The following is an 18,245-nucleotide window of genomic DNA, read 5'->3' on the forward strand; positions in this document are numbered from 1 at the left end:
AGGAAGTAAGTTTTAAGTGTCCGAGATGTCATTCTTGTCCGCTTTATGTCAATCTTATGTAGCAGAATATGATATTACTCTGACTCGACGGCGGATGCCGAGTTCGGTATTGCTCGATCGCAGCATTTCGGGCCTAGTGAGCGAAATCCAGGAAGCTCTCAACCGGGTTGAACCCCTTGCTAGCTATATCCCCAAGCCGATTCTGAGACTACTGGTAGAAAATGCTAACAGGCGAAAAATTCCCCCAGATTTTCCCGAACCAACGGTGATGTTTGTCAATTTAGTCGGCTTACCGGAGTCCATCGACAAAGCTTCACCGGAGGAAGAAGTAGCTCTGATTCTCGGTTGTTCGAGGGTTTTTGCGTCGATCGATGCCGTAGTATCAGCAAAAGCAGGCGTGTTGCAAAAAGTAACCGCGCACTTGAACGGTTCCGATATGCTGATCTATTTTGGGGTGCCCGACGCTCATCGGGATGATGCTTGTCGCGCCGCTAGCGCAGCTCTGGCGATACGAGAGATGATCGCAACTTTGCATCCGCCAATTATCGGCTCTCAAGCAGTCAAAGTAAGCTGTCAAATAGGGCTGTCCCAGGGGCCCGTTTTTGCTGCTGAGGTTGGCGAACCCCGTGGTCGCAGGGAGTTTAATGTTTTGGGAGATACGGTGAATACGGCCGCTAGATTGATGAGCAAGGCTGGGGAAAACGAAATTTTGATTGGCGAAAGGGTGTGTGAGGCGATCGGCTTAGAATTCAATTGCGAGGCTTTGGGAGCTGTTGCTCTCAAGGGCAAATCGGCTCTGACTCCGATTTTTGCTTTGCACGGTTCCAAGGTCGAAAACGGAAAAGGGTAGATCTAAATTAGCCTCATTTTCTCGCCCCAATGACCCAATGTTAACTTTGCCAACGGCTTCTACATCTTCTGGAGTTTCAGTACGAATATTGATAGCTATATATTGGTAACAGGTATCCAGCCTGTTATTCACAGGCTTTTTTTGAGATATCTATTGGGGTGCATCTCAATGAGTGCAAATATATTCGTAGGGGAGAAGCATGACCGCTGTAAATCTCAGGCGATCGCTAATAAATTGTCTGCGGTCATGCTATAGCCTATGCGAAATCGGGATGCTCCCTATCTATTGTGGCACAAGCTGACCAGAAGACAATCGTTTAATCCCCTCCATCGCTGTAGTTTCTCCTGCTTTGTCTCCACCCTCGCGGGCCTTTTTCAAAGCTAGTTCGTAAGATTCCAAAGCTTTAGCATACTGACCTTGACCTTCATAAATTGCACCCATATTATTCAGCAAACGTCCCACACTTGTCTTGTCACCGATTGCTTCTAGCATAATCATTGCTTGCTGAAAATAGATCAGGGCTTGACTATCTTTACCAAGTTTGCGAGAAGTAAGTGCCATGTTATTGAGCAAGCGACCGACCCCCGCCCTATCTGCTATTTCGCGACGAATTGCCAAAGCTTGTTGATAAAATTCCATCGCTCTGTTGAAGTCGCCGATGTTGTAATAGACTCCACCCATGTTATTGAGGGTACGCCCTAAATCTCGTCGATCGCCCTTAGCGGTGCGAAGGGTTCGGGCTTGCTGATAAAATTCGATCGCCTTGGCATAATTTCCCTGTTCTCCATACACAGCTCCAATATTGTGAAAAGATTCTCCAATTTCAATTTCATCCTGAGCAGTTTTAGCTAATTCCAAAGCTTCTTGATGCAGTTTCATCGCTTCGGAAAAATTGTCCGCAACCCGGTTGATAAAACCGATGAGATTGAGGGTTCGCGCCGTGCTACTCCTAGCCCCGATGTCTCTGTTAATGACTAAAGCTTGCTGCAAAACTGCTAAAGCTTTGGGAAGCAAACCGATTTCGCCGTAAACTTCCCCCAAATTGTTGAGGGTTTCTCCGATCCCCGGTTTGTCACCTAATTGCTGGCGAATTGCCAAAGCTTGTTCAAAAGCTTGGATTGCTTCCCGAAACAAACCTTGGCGGTGATCCTTTATGCCTTTTTCCAGGAGTGTGTCTGCTTGTGTTTTGGGGTTTGTTGCTTGGGCGCGATCGGTCCCTGGGAAGCGCCTAGGATTTATAATTGGAGCAGATCCCAAAGCCTCTGACACGCCTAAGAATGTCAGCGCAGGCGATAGGACAAGAGTTATAGCTGCGACATAGCTGAAGTGGTAAGGGCGGCTGTACACCGAACAAGTCCTCCAAAAGCCAAATTATCTAACTTTCAAGATAGAGCTATTTTGGCTTACTGGCACATTTGTTGTCAGCTAATATCTTCTGAGCTTGCTTAGGGAAAATTCCTTCTCTCACCAAACAGCCATAATCAGTGGCATATTGTTGAGTGCGGAAATCAGAACAGGGTTTTTACTGAATGGAAGTGATGCTTGTTCTGAACTATGCAAGATGATATCTTTTTTGTCAAGTGTGATCCAGGCAATTCCTGACAATACTTGAACTTCTCGATGAGTTTGAGGCACTCTGTATACCTCGTTTTTCATCAGGATAATGCGATCGTCGGGTGCTACTAACTCAGAAGCTGTTTGAAGCATACTATCTCCTGTGAAATTAAATTGTCACCAATCAAAAAATCAAAAGCAATAATTATGGGAAATGTTTATTGGTAATAATGGCGATCGATCCAAGCGCGCATTTCATCATCCGTCGCGGCAAACGTAGAGCTACCAGTGAAGGGATCGAAACCGTGCCACCAACTATTACCATCGCGATCGGCAGTCTGCCAAATTCTCAGTTTAGGCCCGCCCACAGCGGCGACTAGCAAAAACTGTCCAATTTGATTCATAGCTGAAAAGAGCCATTGCCCTTGCGGTTTTTTAGCGGGTAAAGCTCGAAGGTCAATCCCAAAAAATCTCGATGATTGGGATTTTTGCACTTTTTTATAAGTAGACATAGCCAACACCTAAGTAGTGTTAAATTTCACAAAATTTACAGGCTATATTGGCAAATATTACTATTTTTTACTGCCAAATATAGACAACACAATTTTATGAAAATCAATCTGTTACCTCATGAATTAACCTTAACTCTTTGGTAATTGACAATCAAATCATTGTTTGCATAGATTGTATGAATAAAATCGATAGTTGATTTAGTTAGCTCAATTCAGCGTGAAAAACCCCCGCTAATGCTGGCTTTGGGGGAGGGGAGACCTTAGCGATCGAGGCGATGGGGGGAGTTTTCCCTAGTATTAGTCTTCCAGAGTTGCCGGGATAGATAAGGGGTAGGCACGGGGGCACTACCCCTACAAATTTTGCGAATCATTGAGGATTGCTATGTGTTTAGGAATAAATACCCACAGGCTCTCCCTCCCATGGCTGATTACGAGTTCTCAATTCCCAATTGCGACTTTCCCTAATGTTTGTGTCAGCCTTCATCGGATTTTGATAACTGCCAAAGTTGGATTTCATAACACAAATGCTGGTCAAAAAGTTTGCCTGCTTCCAATCCTTCAACCACCAATTTTTTGAACCAGCGACGAAATATCCAGCGCAAGAGTTTGTGTATGGGCCCAACGGCGATCGCAATTAAGTCTGCAACATAAATCATCGTGTTTAGTCCATACCTACGGAAAGTATCGACATACAAATCGATGGTGGGCAAAATATGGGCGGAAATATCCTCAGTTTTTACTAAACTAAATCCAGCCTGTTTTAAGGCTCCATGAAGTTCTGTAACAACATGACAATTAGAGAACATTCCCTCTTTATAATTAGCATCAGAGCGCAGCATATCGGCAAGCAATACATAGCCGCCGGGATTGAGGATTTTGGCGGCGCCGTTAGCAATATCAACGGCAGACATATATTGGCTACTTTCGCTAAAGAGGATTAGATCGTAGGATGTGGTTGCTTGAAAGTTTTCAAAGGTTGTGAGGTGGAAGATGGTGCGATCGCCCGTACACTTGAGAAAGCGCTGTTGTTGAAATGGATCGGGTGCGAGTCCTTCCACTGCAAAACCGCGATCGAGCAAATAAGCCGCATTTCCGCCAATCCCACAGCCCACATCCAGGATACTATGAGTGCTTTTGGGAATGAAATCCAACAGTTTTACAGTATAAGCTTGTTGAGCGATACGTAGTCGCGCGAGTGTTAGTTCATCCGCCGGCACAGGTAGAGTTTCCCAATAGCCATAGTGAAGATAGGGGGATTCTGTCAAGCCCAAATAGTAATTAAGCGCTGCATTTTGGTAGCGAGTTACGTTGGAAATTTCGATAGATTTTGGCTGGGACATTGGAAAAATTCCGTAAGTTTTAGGGTTTCGGGCAGGGTTGAAATTCTTCCCAGCGGTTGCATACTTGTTCATAGCACTCAACCGGCGAAATTGCCAACTTTTGCAACAAATTGATATCTATGTGATTATTGGCGAGCGAGAAAAAAATGATTGCTTCCTGTGGTTGGTAACTAGCAATAATTTGGCTCAGAGATGTAATAATTTGATTACAGTTGGGGGAGGGTATCGGAGTCGTACCGAACTTTCCCCCTTACGTCTGATGTGTGTTTGTCATTTCTAGGCGATCGATATACGGGGATATTACCACTATTTTAGATATTTGACAAAAAACTGATTAGACATCTGCAACAATTATTGTGGAGTAGTCCATAAAGTCTGTTATTGACAGACTTTTCACCCGAACTACATTAGACTTATCGAAAACAGAAATATTTAGACGATCGCTTTTTATTCAACTACATAAAGGCTTAACCCTTTTTTCGCATCAATATCAAACTTCAATCCCACCTCCTGTTCGTTGGTAATTACAACTTGTTCTTGGCAAACATCATTAATCATAATCTCAACAAATTCACCCAATTCTAGCAGTTCTTTAGTACCTACAGTATCATCTACAATAGATCCGTGTGCAGCATCATTCCGATAGGTAATTAATTCATTTAGTTCTCCTTCCGCAGTATTTTGGCTCCCTAGAACCTCCTCTACAAATTGCTTAACTGTTCGATGCTTATTCACCCAATCCCAAGCATTCGATATTCCAGCATCAGCAAATAATTTTTCTAGCACTTCTCTGCGTAAATTCTGTTCGTGTAAAAGAAAAGCATCAGGTATTAATTTGTATTTTCCTTTAGCCGTTACTCCATCAAATAAACCTTGAATTACCTCATTAATAGACAGGTGTTCAAATCTCTTTTTCTTAAGATCGAGTAATAACCTTCCCACACCTATCTGATGGGTATCTTTAATGCTTTTTTCCAAATCTGAATATTCTGTAACAATATCGGGTAAAAGTTCCAGCCACTCTGCAATTAAATCCTCAACAAAGCGCTCGTAAATAGCATACAAGCGTGTAACTACACCACAGCGATCGTAAACTAGCCACTCCAGTTCACTAGGAACCCCTTCTATTAGTTTAGTAAATTGCGTATTTTCGTCGGCTTCCGGTTGTGTTGGAGTGTCATTTCTAAATACAATTTCTCTCAGCCTGTCGTTGGTATTGATAATTTTATGTACTGTGGAAATATTCACATTTACTATCTTGAGAAGCTCATCAAACATCTCAACTTATTCTCCGATAACTTGCGATAGCATTTCGTCAAACATCCTAATTCGAGATTGGATGTCAGCCTTAGTTCTACCTTCACCTGTTAAAAGACGCGATTCTTTCCGATCAAAGAGCTTCTTTGTTTCTTCAATTACTTGTGATTTTTTATCGATCAATATTTCTGATTTATCCAAATGCCTGCTCAATCCAACCATAACGGCATCATAGTAAGCTTTATAAGAATTTTTCTTCCAAGTCCCTGACTTGGGTTCAAAGGGTTTGAACAAACTTTCTTCATAGATTTGATGAGCCAGATTGAGTGTTTGTAAAAAAACATCTTTTAAAAATTCGATGTCTCGCTCAGAGAACCCCAGGCTTTTCATCATGTACAGATCGAGAAATCCTTCCATACCATTACGGAAATACTCTACATTACGCAAAGCAAAAAAACGCAGAACTAACTCTGCATCTTCCATCTTTTTATAAAGATTATTTGTTGATAATTCTGGGCTGTTATCTTCGATCGGAATTCCCCAAGCTTTAGCAAATATGGGATGGCGCGCTAATTCTATTAATAGCGAATCAAATTTTCCATAATACAAGCAATTTCTCACTTCTTGCTGACTTAGATCCACTCCACCAGTATTCAGACGCTCGAAGGTCTTCTGTTTGAGAAATAAACCCTCTTCAGGATCGGATGTTGATTCTCTAAGAATTACTATAGATGAGATAGAACGACGGTTGAGACCAGCCTTAATGTTACCAGGAAGCTGTTCGTATTTAAGTTTATTTAGTTCTGGCCAAAGTTCAAGTCCTGTCAGCGCAAATTTATTTGTATAAAAATCTTGAATAGCGGTGATTCTCTGTTGACCATCCATTACTTCATAAGAGTAGTAATCAATCTCATAAAGAATAATAGGCGGAACGGGAATGTTAATCAAAAACGACTCAATTAGTCGTGACTGCATCTTAATATCCCAACGCGCCCTTCTCTGATAAAATGGGCGCAAATTCATGTATTTAGGATTTTTTGACAGCGCTTCCACAAAGTTGGGAAGCTTTTCACGGTTGATTTCTGTAAGTATTCTCTTCTCTCCTGATTCATACTTCTCGTTAATCTCAACCTCAGATGTTTTAGTCCAAATTTTTGAGAGAGATTTCTCCCACATTTTTTCTTCAACAGACGCAAGTGGCATTTTTTATATCCTCTGTTATGGCGGCTCTTATGAATGATTATAGCATTTCTAGACTTAGCCTAAGTTCTCAGGCTCCAATAGCTCTTAAAAACTCAGCAGGCGCGATCGCACTTATCAATTCTCCTAGCCCGATCGCCAATATCTCCTCATTTTCATAATCTTTTCATTTTTACTGGTTTTATGCTAAATTAAAACAATGAAAGAATTATAAAAAACCACAATGAATCATCAGGCGCTCTGCCGTAAAACCTATCAAATTGGTATATTCGGGCTATTACTAGGAGTTTGGCTCAGCGGGTGCAGCAGTCCGACAACAGAGCCTCAAACCAAGCAGAATGGCGATTCTAGCGCCACTGCTAGCGATTCGACCAAAAAAGATAAAAAAGTCATTCTTACCACCTTTACCGTCCTGGCAGACATGGCTCAGAACGTTGCGGGGGATAAGGCGATCGTCCAATCCATCACCAAGCCTGGGGCGGAAATTCACGGCTATGAAGTTACACCCAGCGACTTAAAACGCGGACAAAATGCTAATTTGATTTTAGAAAACGGCCTCAACTTAGAGCGTTGGGCAACCCGATTTTACAACAGTCTCCCTAAAGTTTCTCACATTACTCTAAGTGAGGGAGTCTCACCAGTAAATATTGCAGAAGATGCCTATCGTGGCAAACCTAATCCCCACGCTTGGATGTCTCCTAAAAATGCTGTAATTTACGTCGAAAACATTCGCAAGACATTAGGAAATCTCGATCCGGCTAACGCTGCAATCTACGACGCAAATGCGGCAAAATACAGCCAGCAAATAAAGGCGATCGATGCCAAACTAAAACAAGCTATTTCAGCCATTCCCCCCGACAAACGTTACATAGTAAGCTGCGAAGGAGCTTTTTCCTACATCGCCCGCGATTACGGCTTAAAAGAAGTTTACCTGTGGCCGGTTAACGCAGAACAACAAGCCACACCGAAACAAGTGGAACGGGTGATTAATACAGTCAAAGCTAACCAAATACCGGCTGTATTTTGCGAGAGTACCGTCAACAACAAAGCACAGCTTCAGGTAGCAAAGGAAACAGGCGCAAAATTTGCCGGGGTGTTTTATGTCGATTCCCTATCTCCACCCGACGGGCCCGCATCAACCTATCTTAAGTTACTTGAATACAACATCAATACTCTGATAAAAGGGTTACAGGGTAATGGGTAATGGGGAATGGGGAATGGGGAATGGGGAATGGTGTCAAGTTAAGCCTGAACCCATATAAATGTCGCTTTTAGGCAAAGTTTAGATCCCCCTAAATCCCCCTTAAGAAGGGGGACTTTGAGAAGACTCTTGTCCCCCCCTTCGATCGGGGGGCTAGGGGGGATCGATCCCTAATCGTCAGACAGGAGACTGGTAGTAGGTTTTTAGCCTTCTGCGTAAGTTATGTAGGTAATTGATAATAAGGAGAAAATCAGATGAATGAGATTGGCATTGATATTGAGAATGTGACCGTTGCTTATCATGGCAAAGTAGCTTTGCACAGCGCCTCGCTGCAACTCCAGTCAGGGACGATTTGCGGTTTGGTGGGGATGAATGGCGCGGGAAAATCGACATTATTTAAAACAATTATGGGGTTTGTGAAGCCGAACACGGGACGAATTTTAATTAATGGGTTGCCGATTAGTCAAGTGCAAAAACGCAATCTGGTTGCCTATGTCCCTCAGTCGGAAGAGGTAGATTGGCATTTTCCGGTGAATGTTTATGATGTGGTAATGATGGGACGCTATGGGTATATGAATCTGCTGCGGATTCCTAGGGCGATCGACAAACAAGCTGTGCGAGAAAGTTTGGAAAGGGTGGAAATGTGGGATATGCGCGATCGGCAAATCGGAGAGTTATCCGGCGGACAAAAAAAACGCACCTTTTTTGCGCGGGCTTTAGCGCAACAGGGTACGGTTTTGCTGCTGGATGAACCCTTTGCCGGAGTCGATATCAAAACTGAGAAGATGATGATTAACCTGTTGATGGAACTGCGTCAAACAGGACATACAATTCTTGTTTCAACTCACGATTTAGAATCCATTACCACATTTTGCGACCAAGTAGTATTAATTAATCGCAGCATTCTCGCCTATGGTAACACCTCTGAAGTGTTTACAGAGGAAAATATTTCTCGCACTTTTGGGGGTGGTGTGGGGAGTTTTTCGTCTGCTAAAAATCGGTTAACTCAAGTGAATCGGGAGGAACAATAATGGATTTAATTCAGTGGTTTGCAGCACCTTTGCAGTATGAATTCATGGTGAAGGCGATTTTAGTCAGCGCTTTAGTAGGGCTGGTTTGTTCGGCGCTTTCTTGCTACATGACTTTGAAAGGATGGGCTTTGATGGGCGATGCGGTTTCTCATGCGGTGATGCCGGGAGTTGTGATTGCTTATGTGTTGAATATTCCTTTGGCGGTGGGGGCTTTTTTGTTTGGGGTAGGTTCGGTAATGGCGATCGGCTTTATCAAAGCCCAAACTCGCGTTAAAGAAGATACGGTAATCGGTTTAGTGTTTACGGGATTTTTTGCCTTTGGTTTGGTTTTAATTTCTAAAGTCAGAAGTTCGATAGATTTAACTCATATTTTGTTTGGCAATGTTTTGGGTATTTCGGATGCTGATATTACTCAGACTGTAATTATTAGTGTCATCACTTTAGTAACTTTGGCAATTTTACGCAAAGATTTAATTTTGTTTTGTTTTGACTCTACTCACGCGCGATCGATCGGTTTAAATATCACTTTTCTGTATTACGTGTTGCTGTCTTTGCTATCCCTGACTGCGGTGGCGGGACTTCAGACTGTGGGGATTATTTTAGTGGTAGCAATGTTGGTGACTCCGGGGGCGACGGCGTATTTATTGAGTGATAATTTTGACCATATGACGCTTATTGCGATCGCCACTGGTGTCTTTTCTAGCGTCATGGGAACTTACATCAGCTACTATATTGATGGTTCCACAGGCGGATGTATTGTGGTGCTACAAACGCTGATGTTTGTATTGGCGATGATTTTTGCTCCCAAACATGGTTTATTAGTTAAAGCTCGGAATTCCCAAACCCTTAGCGAATAAAGCAGGAATTAATTATGTTTATTTCTTAGTCCGCGGAGGCGGACATTGTTTGTGTAGCAGCGGTTTCAACCGCCGAGTTCGGAATTCTTTATTTCTTAGTCCGCGGAGGCGGACATTGTTTGTGTAGCAGCGGTTTCAACCGCCGAGTTCGGAATTCTTTATTTCTTAGTCCGCGGAGGCGGACATTGTTTGTGTAGCAGCGGTTTCAACCGCCGAGTTCGGAATTCACAAACTCAATATTTTCATACAAATCTGCCAGCGAAACCTCCACAGAAATAGAGTTTAACATCAGCCGATCGCCAATAACACCATATTCCGAAAAAATCCACTTATTCGCATCAGTTTTCGAGTATTGTTCCACCCGTAATCGATATTGATCGATTAATAAATACTCCTGAAAACTCGGAATACTGCGATAAGCAGCAAACTTGTCATCGCGATCGTAAGCTCTAGTGCCCTTAGAAAGCACCTCAGCAATCAGCAGAGGATTGGTAATTGTATCAGTGCGTCCAGATTGAAGCTCGATCGGTTTCGCCGCCACTATCAAATCCGGGTAAGTGTAATTATTAAGCTGGGGAACCCAAAGCCGTTGATCCGAGCTAAAAGTCCGATATGGTTTCCCTTTTAATGCCAGTTTCAGCGCCCCACCTAAATTAAGGGCAATTTCATTGTGATCCGGTGAACCGCCAGCCATCAGAATAATCTCCCCATTGATAAATTCATGTCGATCCAGAGAATTGACTTCCAATTCTAGATATTCTTCAGCCGTGTAGGTTTTGGTTTCAACTTGCGCGATCATATACAAGGCTCTCCTTTAATCTACTCATTTTATTGTATATTAAAAATCGTGCATAATAAACAGGCCGGGGCGGGTTTTTGAGATTGCCAGTTTTTGGCAAATATTGTTTGTGAACCCGCCCCTAAAGTCCCATCGATCGCGCATAATAAACAGGCCGGGGCGGGTTTTTGAGATTGCCGGTTTTTGGCAAATATTATTGGTGAACCCGCCTCTACCGCAACGGGACAAAGTTATAGCCAGAGCTTCCTCCAAGTTTAACTTGCACTAAAATCGGCTTCCCCGCCCGATCGCCTGTTGGCAAAAATCTCACATCCTCACTTGCTCCTGATGCCGAGAAACTGGCAGTTTTGAATGCTTGTTTTAACCCTTCCCGCGTAGTGCTTTGCTTCAATCCCGCGATGACAGCTTGAGTCGCATCAAAACTGGTTGCGGTGCGCCAATTTACTACTCCTCCCCACAACTGAGTAGCATTCTTTGGAAAAGTGCTACCGAGATTAGTTTCAGGATGCCAGGGGACAGGTAAAATAAGCCCGTCAACGCTCTTTTGTCCATCTTTTAGCGTTTGAAAGGTGTACATTGTCGTGCTGCCGTAGAGTGGCAATTTGCCTTGATTGGTGCGAGCCAGAAAAATTGCGCGATCGATGCGATCGATGTGAGGTGCTAGCATCAATCCTTGTGCGCCTTTACTGACTGCATCGGCGATCGCACTTTCGGGATTAAAAGAAGGAACTGAAAAATCACAAACAGTGGGAACTAATTTGCCTCCCGCAGCAGTCAGAGCAGCCACAAATTCATCTTTAAACGATATATTATCCGGTGCTTGGGAGTCATAACAAATAGCAATATTAGTTTTGCCTGCTTTGACTGCATATTCTGCTAAGGGAGCCGCCATGATGCTAATATTGGGGACTGTCCGAAAGATGTAACTGCCAAATCCTGATAGGTTATTAGCAAAGCTAGTCGGTGTCACCATTACCAGTTTTTCTTGCTGATATATCGGAGCAGCTTCGAGAGATGCGTTGCTAGCATTGTGTCCAATTACTGCTAGTATAGTTGCATCTTTTGTTAATGTGTTTGCAACTTCTTTAACAATTGCTGGATTGTTTTCATCGTTGACAATTTCTACTTGCAGTTTTGCGCCATTGATGCCACCGCTACTATTGACTTCAGATTGAGCTTGAGCGACACCTCGGAGAATTTCTTGGGCGACATTAGGGTTACTACCAATGGGAACGCTGACAGCAATTTTCAAGGAAGAACCACTGCTGGCTGTGGCATTATTCAAATAAATAACGGTTTCTGGATCGTTGCGATTTTGTTTCAGAGAAGCCTGAAATTTTTGGGTCGCAGTTGAGAAATCTCCGCTCTTAAAAGCTGCAACGCCTGCTTGTTTATCTGGTGTGGTTTGGGATGTTACCAATAGCTGATTTCCTAAACTGATGCGAGTTGCGATCGGACCCGATGGACTCGCACCCGGTGTAGATGGAGATCCAGGTGTAGGTGTAGATGTATCTGAACTTTTGGATGCGAATAAACCAGGAAGGAACTTGAATGCGCCAAACGCAACTAAGAAGAGGGCAATAATAAAAAAGATGGGTGGCGGGCTTTTTTTGTTATCTTGGGACATAGTTTTTCTCTTTATATGATTTCTACTCAAAAGTTGTTAACTACAATCAGTATTCAAGGGATTGCGGTTAAAGTCAATTCATTAAATTCATTAATTTAAGTTCATAAAAGTCATATTTGGATGTTTGGGGCGGGCAAGATGACCTTCCCACAAGGGTTTCAGCAAAGTTGGTTGTAACCAGATCGCGTTTCTGGTGCGATCGCAGATAATCCATTTCCAGATAATGCTAGGATAATGAAAACACTACAAGTAAGTGCGATCGACTTTGGTAAATTCATGTGTTTATTTCCAACTATAAGTGTCATCATCTTGTACATCTAATGTTCTAAAATGTCAAGTTTTAGCATTGACTAACAGCTTAAGGTATAACCAATAGTCCGGCAGGGGTTTAAACCCCTGCCTCAAAGCTAAAGTCCTCTCAAAGAGGACTGAAGAACTCATTAGTCCTCTGAAAGAGGACTTTAGCTATTAGACAGGGAATTCATTCCCGGTTGGACTGGCGGACAGACTGACGGACTTGGCAGGCTGACAGCTTAAATTGACACCAATGACCTCTGCTTAAATATCGTCAGACAATTCATCAAATGCCGAATCAATATCAGTTTCAGCAACAGCCACAGACTGAGAAACTGGTGAATGATTAGGAGACTCCGGCGATTTTGGTGACTCCACCGAATGCACTTTTACTACTGGTGATTCAGTCACAGGTTCCACAACAACAGACTTAGACTTCTTGACATTAATTACAGGTGAATGTGCTCCATTTTCTCCATTTTTACTGGTTTCATTCCGCAGCAACATTGCCATCAAACCGTCCAACAAACCCCCACTACCGCCATTACCATTCACTGTGACATCGGGCACAACGCGAACGCTACCATCCGAAACCGCCTGCATCAATTGCAATAGCGTATAACTCTGCGTGCCCAAAGCGTTGACACCAACTTGATAAGCATCCGCTTTTGCTTGTCCCATTAACCGAATCCCTTCGGCTTCACCGCTTGCGTGTTCGATCGCAGCAGTTGCACTCAATTGAGCAATTTTCACCCCTTGTTCCGCCGCCACCACCTGATTTTGAATATTTGCGATCGCAGTTGCGCGCACCAATTCTTGACGCTGAGACTCGGAAATCCGCTGTACTTCGTAGGTTTTTTCCTGTTCCTGAGCAATTTTGCGATCGGTCAATGTTTGCATCAACTCTGCTGGCGGCGAAATCAAACCGATCAGCGTGTCCACAGCCTGCACATCATAGGCACGTAAGGCTTCACGGACGTGTTCTGCCGCCTCTGCTTGGCGTTCGCTGCGTGCGATCAAAAAGTCGAGAATCGTATATTCTTGAGCCGAATTCCGAAAGTAATTGCCGACAATTGGACGCAGCACTTGGTCGATGAGATTTTGCATCGAACCTTGCCGCGAAATGACTCTCGGTGCATCCAAAGTACCGACATGAATGATTTGAAAAATTTCCAACTCAAAGGTAAATCCGTCAAAAGAAAGCAATTTCAAAGCGCTTAACTTCGAGTCGTAACCGTGTTCGCCACTGAACCGCGATGTGAAGTTTAAAACAACATCAGTAGTGGGAACAAGTTCGACTTTCATCACTTTCGTATTAATCGGATGTTTACCCGGATAAAGCGGTTCCACCCACACACCTTTATCGCCTTTATTGACAAGATTTCCGTGGGTAAAAGCCACACCACTTACATCTTTGTGCGATTCCCCCACATAGGAAATGACTACGCCGACATAGCCGATCGGCACTTCGGTCATCTTCACTTCTTCAACTTTCACAAACCAAGGGTTCAGGTTCCAAGAACCGGATAAAATCACCTGTTCTTGCAAGCCCCTGCGCCCGCCACCTTTGATGAAGGATTGCGCTTTTTGGAAGTTGTCATGACCGGGAATAATCGGCCCAGCGATTTCACCTTCATCAATCGGAACTCCATCGAGCACGTTGGCAATTCCCACGAGATCGGGAGCAAGTTTGTATAGGTGAAGTTCCGATGGCTGCATACCTTTTGCAGCGGCATTAGCTGAAGTAATCACCTCAAATACAGCCGTATTGATCCGATAAGTACCAGTGGTGATGATTGCTAGCTGCCGTCCTTTTTCGCCACCGTCGGTGAGGAATTTGCGGGCATTTTGGTAATTGTCGCAATCGACGACTTTGCCTAAAATGCGATCGGAAGGAATCGTGGCTCCGTCATTGGCAATAATCAAACCAATTTCATCTTGAGGAACAACAACAACTGGTTCTTTGCGAACGCTATATTGCCAGGGAAAATAACCAAAGTGCCAGCCGGGAGGAAGGGTATCTGCTTGCAAACCTCCTTCACCATCGAGTGCAATCAATCTACTGGATGGCAAGTTTTTGCTGGAGAATTTCTTGACTACAATTCCTACTTCTCGTTCGCCGATCGCAATTAAGCCCAAAGTCCAACCAATTTTGGGTATAAATATCAAAACTAGGAACATTGCGCCTACGGGATAAATCCAAATCGGGATGCTGAAGCCTTCTGCTTGGGCTGGTTGGACTTCTTGGGGTTGGGGAGGTGGCGATTTGACTTGGGCTGAAGTTGGTGGGGCAAAAGTGCCTGCAACTGCGATCGTGGTTGCGAAAGATACTGCAAAGGGTAAAAGTTTGCGAAGCCAACGTGATTTAGTCATAGTTTTCAACCTGCTTTAAGCGAAAAGGTACGGGAAATTTGTTTACTACAATCAGTATTCAATAGATTTCTTTTAAGGTCAATTCATTAAATTCATTAATTATGTTCATAAAAGTCATATTTGGAATATGATTGTGCATGAAGTGCGATCGGTTTAAGGTACAACCAGTAGTCCGACAGGGGTTGAAACCCCTGCCTCAAAGCGAAAGTCCTCTAAAGAGGACTAATGAGTTTTTCAGTCCTCTTTAGAGGACTTTAGCTATTAGACAGGGAATTCATTCCCTGGCGGGCTAACGGGCGGGCGAGTGCTCAGAAACCGGGTTTTTTACGAAATACTTCACCATAGCCCACAGATTAACTAAAAACCCGGTTTCTTTGATTGTGATGCGTAATTCCCCTTGATATCAACCACCACCGCCACCGCCACCGCCACCACCGCCACCACCGCCACCGCCACCACCGCCACCGCCACCGCCGCCACCACCATCACTATCGACTGGAATTACTTCTTCGTACTCTTTATGGTAAGAGCAATTTCCACAGTGATGGGTAACATACCTCTTTCCTGAAGTGCTAGTAGTTGCAGGAATCAAAACTTGATAAGTCCGTTTAAGATTGAACGTTTTGCAGTCAGGGCATTGTCGATCATTGATTGATTTCTTGATTCCTTGGTAAATAATGATGCTGAAAGTCAACACAAGGAGAAGAATCATCAACGGAAAAAATATTAATGCCAAACCAACTAGCGGAAGAATTATTACAGCTATTATGTTGTTGATGGAAGAGCCTTCTTCTCCGTGATTACCACTTTGTTGCCAACCAGGTTGAGGTATATTCAAAATTACCTGTGGAAATGCAATCTGCACTTCTAATTCTTGTTCCGGTTGAATAGCCTGACTTGCCACAAATTCAAAGGTTTTAGGATCTACTTGACGACGAACTGCGGCCGTCCCAAAATTCATAAATGAAATAACTTTCCCTGACAAAGCTTCGGGTAATTTAACCGTAACTTTTCCAGTATTAACTGGCGCTTTTCGACCCGCTGCAATGGCTTTCCAATAAACTTGAGTATTCCCACCATCTAACTGCAATCCACCTACCACACGATATTTGATGACAAAAGTATGTGTATCTGGCGGTTTTAATTCATGTTGCCAACGAATCCAAAGTTGATTGTTTTCAGTTCCTGTGCTACTAGGAATTATGCGATTGTTTTCGGCAACTGTGACATCTTTAATTTCATCGACTTTATCTAAAGGAATATAGCGATAACGTTCATTGTTGTATGCTGCTGTGAATACATATTTTTGCGTTTCAGTAACTAACATATCTCCGTTCGTCTGAACATCGATCGCAACATTAATGTTATCCCAGTAGAACGGTAGTTGTTGAGCCGCTGCATGAGTTACTGTTACCAAAAACAGGGTTAATGATGCTAGTAAGAAAAAAACTATTTTTTTGAGGGGTCGTTTATTTATCATAAGATTCCCACCAGATAACTGTTGACTACAATTATTCAACAGGTTTCTTGTGGAGTCAATTCATAAAAGTCATTGATTATGTTCATAAAAGTCATATCTTCAGTCGAACAGTCCGACAATCGATTAGTCCAGCAGTCCGACAATCGATTAGTCCAGCAGTCCGACAATCGATTAGTCCAGCAGTCCGACAATCGATTAGTCCAGCAGTCCGACAGGGAATGAATTCCCTGTCTCAAAGCTAAAGTCCTCTGAAGAGGACTGAAGAAATTAGGACTTACGCAAAAAAACCGATTCCTTCCAAGAATCGTCACTTATTCGATAAGTATTGACGCAGAAACCGGGTTTTTCGCTCCCCGTAAGTTCTAGACAGAACTCATTAGTCCTCATAGCGAGGACTTTCGCTTTGAGCCAGGGGTTTCAACCCCTGGCGGACTGGCGGACTAATAGGCAGAACGTATAAACCATTAGATTCGGGAAGCTAACAGCATAAAATTAGCATTAAAATACCGCGCTTAACAGCATTAAAACTGTACACCCAAACACGGCTTCAAATGTATATCTTCGCGAAGGTTTGTAAGGGGAAGAATGCCACACTCGCAGTTCTCCATTAAAGCCGCGCGAGGCTAAACTCAAGGAAACTTGACGGTAATTTACCAAAGTTCGCTGAAGTAATTGCCCGATTAAAATGCCTAAACTACGCATTCCTAGTTTCCAAGTGCGGTAGCCGCAGCGCGAGTTTTGGGCGATCCAAAGTTCATCGGCGATCGCCAATAAGCTAAAAATAAACCGATACATCAACAACAGCAATTCTGTCAACAACGGCGGAAAGCTCAATTGTCGGAGAATTTGCAAGGTTTCGGTAAATGGCACCGTCAACAAAATGAAATACATACAGCTTGTGGATGCCAAGGTGCGCGGCAATAACAGGCTCACTTGGTATAATCCAGTGTTGCTCACATACAGATAAAAATTGCCGATGCTAATCCCCCAACCTTGCCAAATATCCGCGTGTATTCCCTGGATTTGATTTAACTGAATTCCACTAATCACAAACGCAGGCAAACTTGTCAGCAAAAATATCAACGGTAGCGACAACAACCGCAGATAAAGTTTCCCTGGAATGCCCGCATAGATGACGATCCAAACTGCTAGCCAAAGGGCGATCGACAATTGGACGATCGCCCCAGAAAGCAGGGATAGAATCAAAAGGGCGATCGCAAAGGATAATTTGTGAGTTGGCGGCAACCCGCGCAAACGATTAGTGTAAGCCAGACTATCAATCTGATGATTCATGCCAAAGTCTTCCAGTCCGCGCAGGCGGACTTTGTATGTGTAGAAGTGAATTCTATTCGCCGTTTATTCATCATTAATGCCAAAGTCTTCCAGTCCGCGCAGGCGGACTTTGTATGTGTAGAAGTGAATTCTATTCGCCGTTTATTCATCATTAATGCCAAAGTCTTCCAGTCCGCGCAGGCGGACTTTGTATGTGTAGAAGCGAATTCTATTCGCCGTTTATTCACCGTTTATTCGCGATTCATTCCAACGGCGATTTATCATCAGATTTCTGAGATTCAGTGCGCCCTTTATAAAGCCCGATCGCATATCCGATCGCACCAGCCCCCAGAGCAGCTTGAGTGGCAAATAATAGACTAGCAATTTCGCCACTAGCAGGCTCAAACAAATGATTGAACCAAGGTTTATAATCCGGTTGAATTTCCGTAATTGCTTTCTGGGCCTCCCCATCAGCTCCGCCATATTCACCCTGTACAAAAACTAGGGGAATTACGGTAAGGGCGACAACTGCAATTACCAACATCCAATTTTGTTGCGAAGTAGCTTGCTGATTTTTCGTCGGTTTTTGATTCATCAC

Annotated in this window: 16 protein-coding genes; 4 read left to right on the forward strand and 12 right to left on the reverse strand. The window is 43.5% G+C overall.

The features are described 5' to 3' along the window. The first annotated feature begins 25 nt into the window (after nt 1-25). Nucleotides 26-850 (forward strand): adenylate/guanylate cyclase domain-containing protein, encoded by an 825-nt coding sequence (locus P2A85_RS09430; RefSeq protein ID WP_377478985.1) that lies wholly within the window; start codon nt 26-28, stop codon nt 848-850. Nucleotides 851-1,132: 282 nt separating this feature from the next. Here the strand turns inward: P2A85_RS09430 and P2A85_RS09435 are convergent, their stop codons facing one another. The 6 genes from P2A85_RS09435 to P2A85_RS09460 all read right to left on the reverse strand — a co-directional run bounded on the left by P2A85_RS09435 (nt 1,133) and on the right by P2A85_RS09460 (nt 6,716). Next, complete coding sequence (locus P2A85_RS09435) at nt 1,133-2,197, reverse strand: tetratricopeptide repeat protein (protein WP_377478989.1); 1,065 nt, start codon at nt 2,195-2,197, stop codon at nt 1,133-1,135. Nucleotides 2,198-2,314: 117 nt separating this feature from the next. Continuing rightward, entirely contained in the window at nt 2,315-2,557 is a 243-nt protein-coding gene (locus P2A85_RS09440) for a hypothetical protein (protein WP_377478992.1), read from the reverse strand. Between the two features lie 65 nt (nt 2,558-2,622). Beyond that, a complete protein-coding gene (locus P2A85_RS09445) occupies nt 2,623-2,916 on the reverse strand; it encodes a hypothetical protein (protein ID WP_377478995.1) in 294 nt (97 codons plus the stop codon). A 473-nt stretch (nt 2,917-3,389) separates the two neighbouring features. Then, on the reverse strand, nt 3,390-4,256 hold the full coding sequence (locus tag P2A85_RS09450; protein WP_377478998.1) for a class I SAM-dependent methyltransferase: 867 nt from the start codon (nt 4,254-4,256) through the stop codon (nt 3,390-3,392). Nucleotides 4,257-4,703: 447 nt separating this feature from the next. Further along, the gene (locus P2A85_RS09455; protein ID WP_377479001.1) at nt 4,704-5,534 is read right to left on the reverse strand and encodes an MAE_28990/MAE_18760 family HEPN-like nuclease; all 831 of its coding nucleotides are present in this window, start codon (nt 5,532-5,534) and stop codon (nt 4,704-4,706) included. Between the two features lie 6 nt (nt 5,535-5,540). Next, nucleotides 5,541-6,716, reverse strand: a complete 1,176-nt coding sequence (locus P2A85_RS09460) for a DUF262 domain-containing protein (RefSeq protein WP_377479004.1) — start codon at nt 6,714-6,716, stop codon at nt 5,541-5,543. A 220-nt stretch (nt 6,717-6,936) separates the two neighbouring features. Between P2A85_RS09460 and P2A85_RS09465 the strand changes: the two genes are divergently transcribed. From P2A85_RS09465 to P2A85_RS09475, 3 genes are all read left to right on the forward strand, one after another. Next, entirely contained in the window at nt 6,937-7,917 is a 981-nt protein-coding gene (locus P2A85_RS09465; RefSeq protein ID WP_377479008.1) for a metal ABC transporter substrate-binding protein, read from the forward strand. Between the two features lie 251 nt (nt 7,918-8,168). Continuing rightward, nucleotides 8,169-8,945 (forward strand): metal ABC transporter ATP-binding protein, encoded by a 777-nt coding sequence (locus tag P2A85_RS09470; RefSeq protein WP_377479011.1) that lies wholly within the window; start codon nt 8,169-8,171, stop codon nt 8,943-8,945. Continuing rightward, nucleotides 8,945-9,802 (forward strand): metal ABC transporter permease, encoded by an 858-nt coding sequence (locus P2A85_RS09475; RefSeq protein WP_341738317.1) that lies wholly within the window; start codon nt 8,945-8,947, stop codon nt 9,800-9,802. Before P2A85_RS09470 ends, P2A85_RS09475 begins: the two co-directional genes overlap by 1 nt. A 205-nt stretch (nt 9,803-10,007) precedes the next feature. Here the strand turns inward: P2A85_RS09475 and P2A85_RS09480 are convergent, their stop codons facing one another. The 6 genes from P2A85_RS09480 to P2A85_RS09505 form a co-directional block, all read right to left on the reverse strand. Further along, nucleotides 10,008-10,601, reverse strand: coding sequence for a Uma2 family endonuclease (locus P2A85_RS09480; protein WP_377479015.1), 594 nt, complete (start codon nt 10,599-10,601; stop codon nt 10,008-10,010). A 211-nt stretch (nt 10,602-10,812) separates the two neighbouring features. Next, entirely contained in the window at nt 10,813-12,228 is a 1,416-nt protein-coding gene (locus P2A85_RS09485) for an ABC transporter substrate-binding protein (protein ID WP_377479018.1), read from the reverse strand. A 558-nt stretch (nt 12,229-12,786) separates the two neighbouring features. Beyond that, nucleotides 12,787-14,895, reverse strand: coding sequence for an SPFH domain-containing protein (locus P2A85_RS09490; RefSeq protein WP_377479021.1), 2,109 nt, complete (start codon nt 14,893-14,895; stop codon nt 12,787-12,789). Between the two features lie 403 nt (nt 14,896-15,298). After that, the gene (locus P2A85_RS09495) at nt 15,299-16,375 is read right to left on the reverse strand and encodes a DUF2207 domain-containing protein (protein ID WP_377479024.1); all 1,077 of its coding nucleotides are present in this window, start codon (nt 16,373-16,375) and stop codon (nt 15,299-15,301) included. A 498-nt stretch (nt 16,376-16,873) separates the two neighbouring features. Continuing rightward, nucleotides 16,874-17,668 carry a cobalt ECF transporter T component CbiQ gene (gene cbiQ, locus P2A85_RS09500; protein WP_377479028.1) on the reverse strand — a complete coding sequence of 265 codons (795 nt, stop codon included), beginning with the start codon at nt 17,666-17,668 and terminating at the stop codon, nt 16,874-16,876. Nucleotides 17,669-17,909: 241 nt separating this feature from the next. Continuing rightward, the gene (locus P2A85_RS09505) at nt 17,910-18,242 is read right to left on the reverse strand and encodes an energy-coupling factor ABC transporter substrate-binding protein (protein ID WP_377479031.1); all 333 of its coding nucleotides are present in this window, start codon (nt 18,240-18,242) and stop codon (nt 17,910-17,912) included. Nucleotides 18,243-18,245: the final 3 nt, after the last annotated feature.

The sequence above is a fragment of the Microcoleus anatoxicus genome, assembly GCF_042465725.1.
In the GTDB taxonomy this organism is placed as follows: Bacteria; Cyanobacteriota; Cyanobacteriia; order Cyanobacteriales; family Microcoleaceae; genus Microcoleus; species Microcoleus anatoxicus.

Excerpts from the sequence above, each read along its gene's own strand:
- P2A85_RS09430 (WP_377478985.1), top strand. The coding sequence starts at position 26 with ATGTCATTCTTGTCCGCTTTATGTCAATCTTATGTAGCAGAATATGAT.
- P2A85_RS09440 (WP_377478992.1), bottom strand. The coding sequence starts at position 2,557 with ATGCTTCAAACAGCTTCTGAGTTAGTAGCACCCGACGATCGCATTATC.
- P2A85_RS09445 (WP_377478995.1), bottom strand. The coding sequence starts at position 2,916 with ATGTCTACTTATAAAAAAGTGCAAAAATCCCAATCATCGAGATTTTTT.
- P2A85_RS09450 (WP_377478998.1), bottom strand. The coding sequence starts at position 4,256 with ATGTCCCAGCCAAAATCTATCGAAATTTCCAACGTAACTCGCTACCAA.
- P2A85_RS09455 (WP_377479001.1), bottom strand. The coding sequence starts at position 5,534 with ATGTTTGATGAGCTTCTCAAGATAGTAAATGTGAATATTTCCACAGTA.
- P2A85_RS09460 (WP_377479004.1), bottom strand. The coding sequence starts at position 6,716 with ATGCCACTTGCGTCTGTTGAAGAAAAAATGTGGGAGAAATCTCTCTCA.
- P2A85_RS09465 (WP_377479008.1), top strand. The coding sequence starts at position 6,937 with ATGAATCATCAGGCGCTCTGCCGTAAAACCTATCAAATTGGTATATTC.
- P2A85_RS09470 (WP_377479011.1), top strand. The coding sequence starts at position 8,169 with ATGAATGAGATTGGCATTGATATTGAGAATGTGACCGTTGCTTATCAT.
- P2A85_RS09475 (WP_341738317.1), top strand. The coding sequence starts at position 8,945 with ATGGATTTAATTCAGTGGTTTGCAGCACCTTTGCAGTATGAATTCATG.
- P2A85_RS09480 (WP_377479015.1), bottom strand. The coding sequence starts at position 10,601 with ATGATCGCGCAAGTTGAAACCAAAACCTACACGGCTGAAGAATATCTA.
- P2A85_RS09485 (WP_377479018.1), bottom strand. The coding sequence starts at position 12,228 with ATGTCCCAAGATAACAAAAAAAGCCCGCCACCCATCTTTTTTATTATT.
- P2A85_RS09490 (WP_377479021.1), bottom strand. The coding sequence starts at position 14,895 with ATGACTAAATCACGTTGGCTTCGCAAACTTTTACCCTTTGCAGTATCT.
- P2A85_RS09495 (WP_377479024.1), bottom strand. The coding sequence starts at position 16,375 with ATGATAAATAAACGACCCCTCAAAAAAATAGTTTTTTTCTTACTAGCA.
- cbiQ (WP_377479028.1), bottom strand. The coding sequence starts at position 17,668 with ATGAATCATCAGATTGATAGTCTGGCTTACACTAATCGTTTGCGCGGG.
- P2A85_RS09505 (WP_377479031.1), bottom strand. The coding sequence starts at position 18,242 with ATGAATCAAAAACCGACGAAAAATCAGCAAGCTACTTCGCAACAAAAT.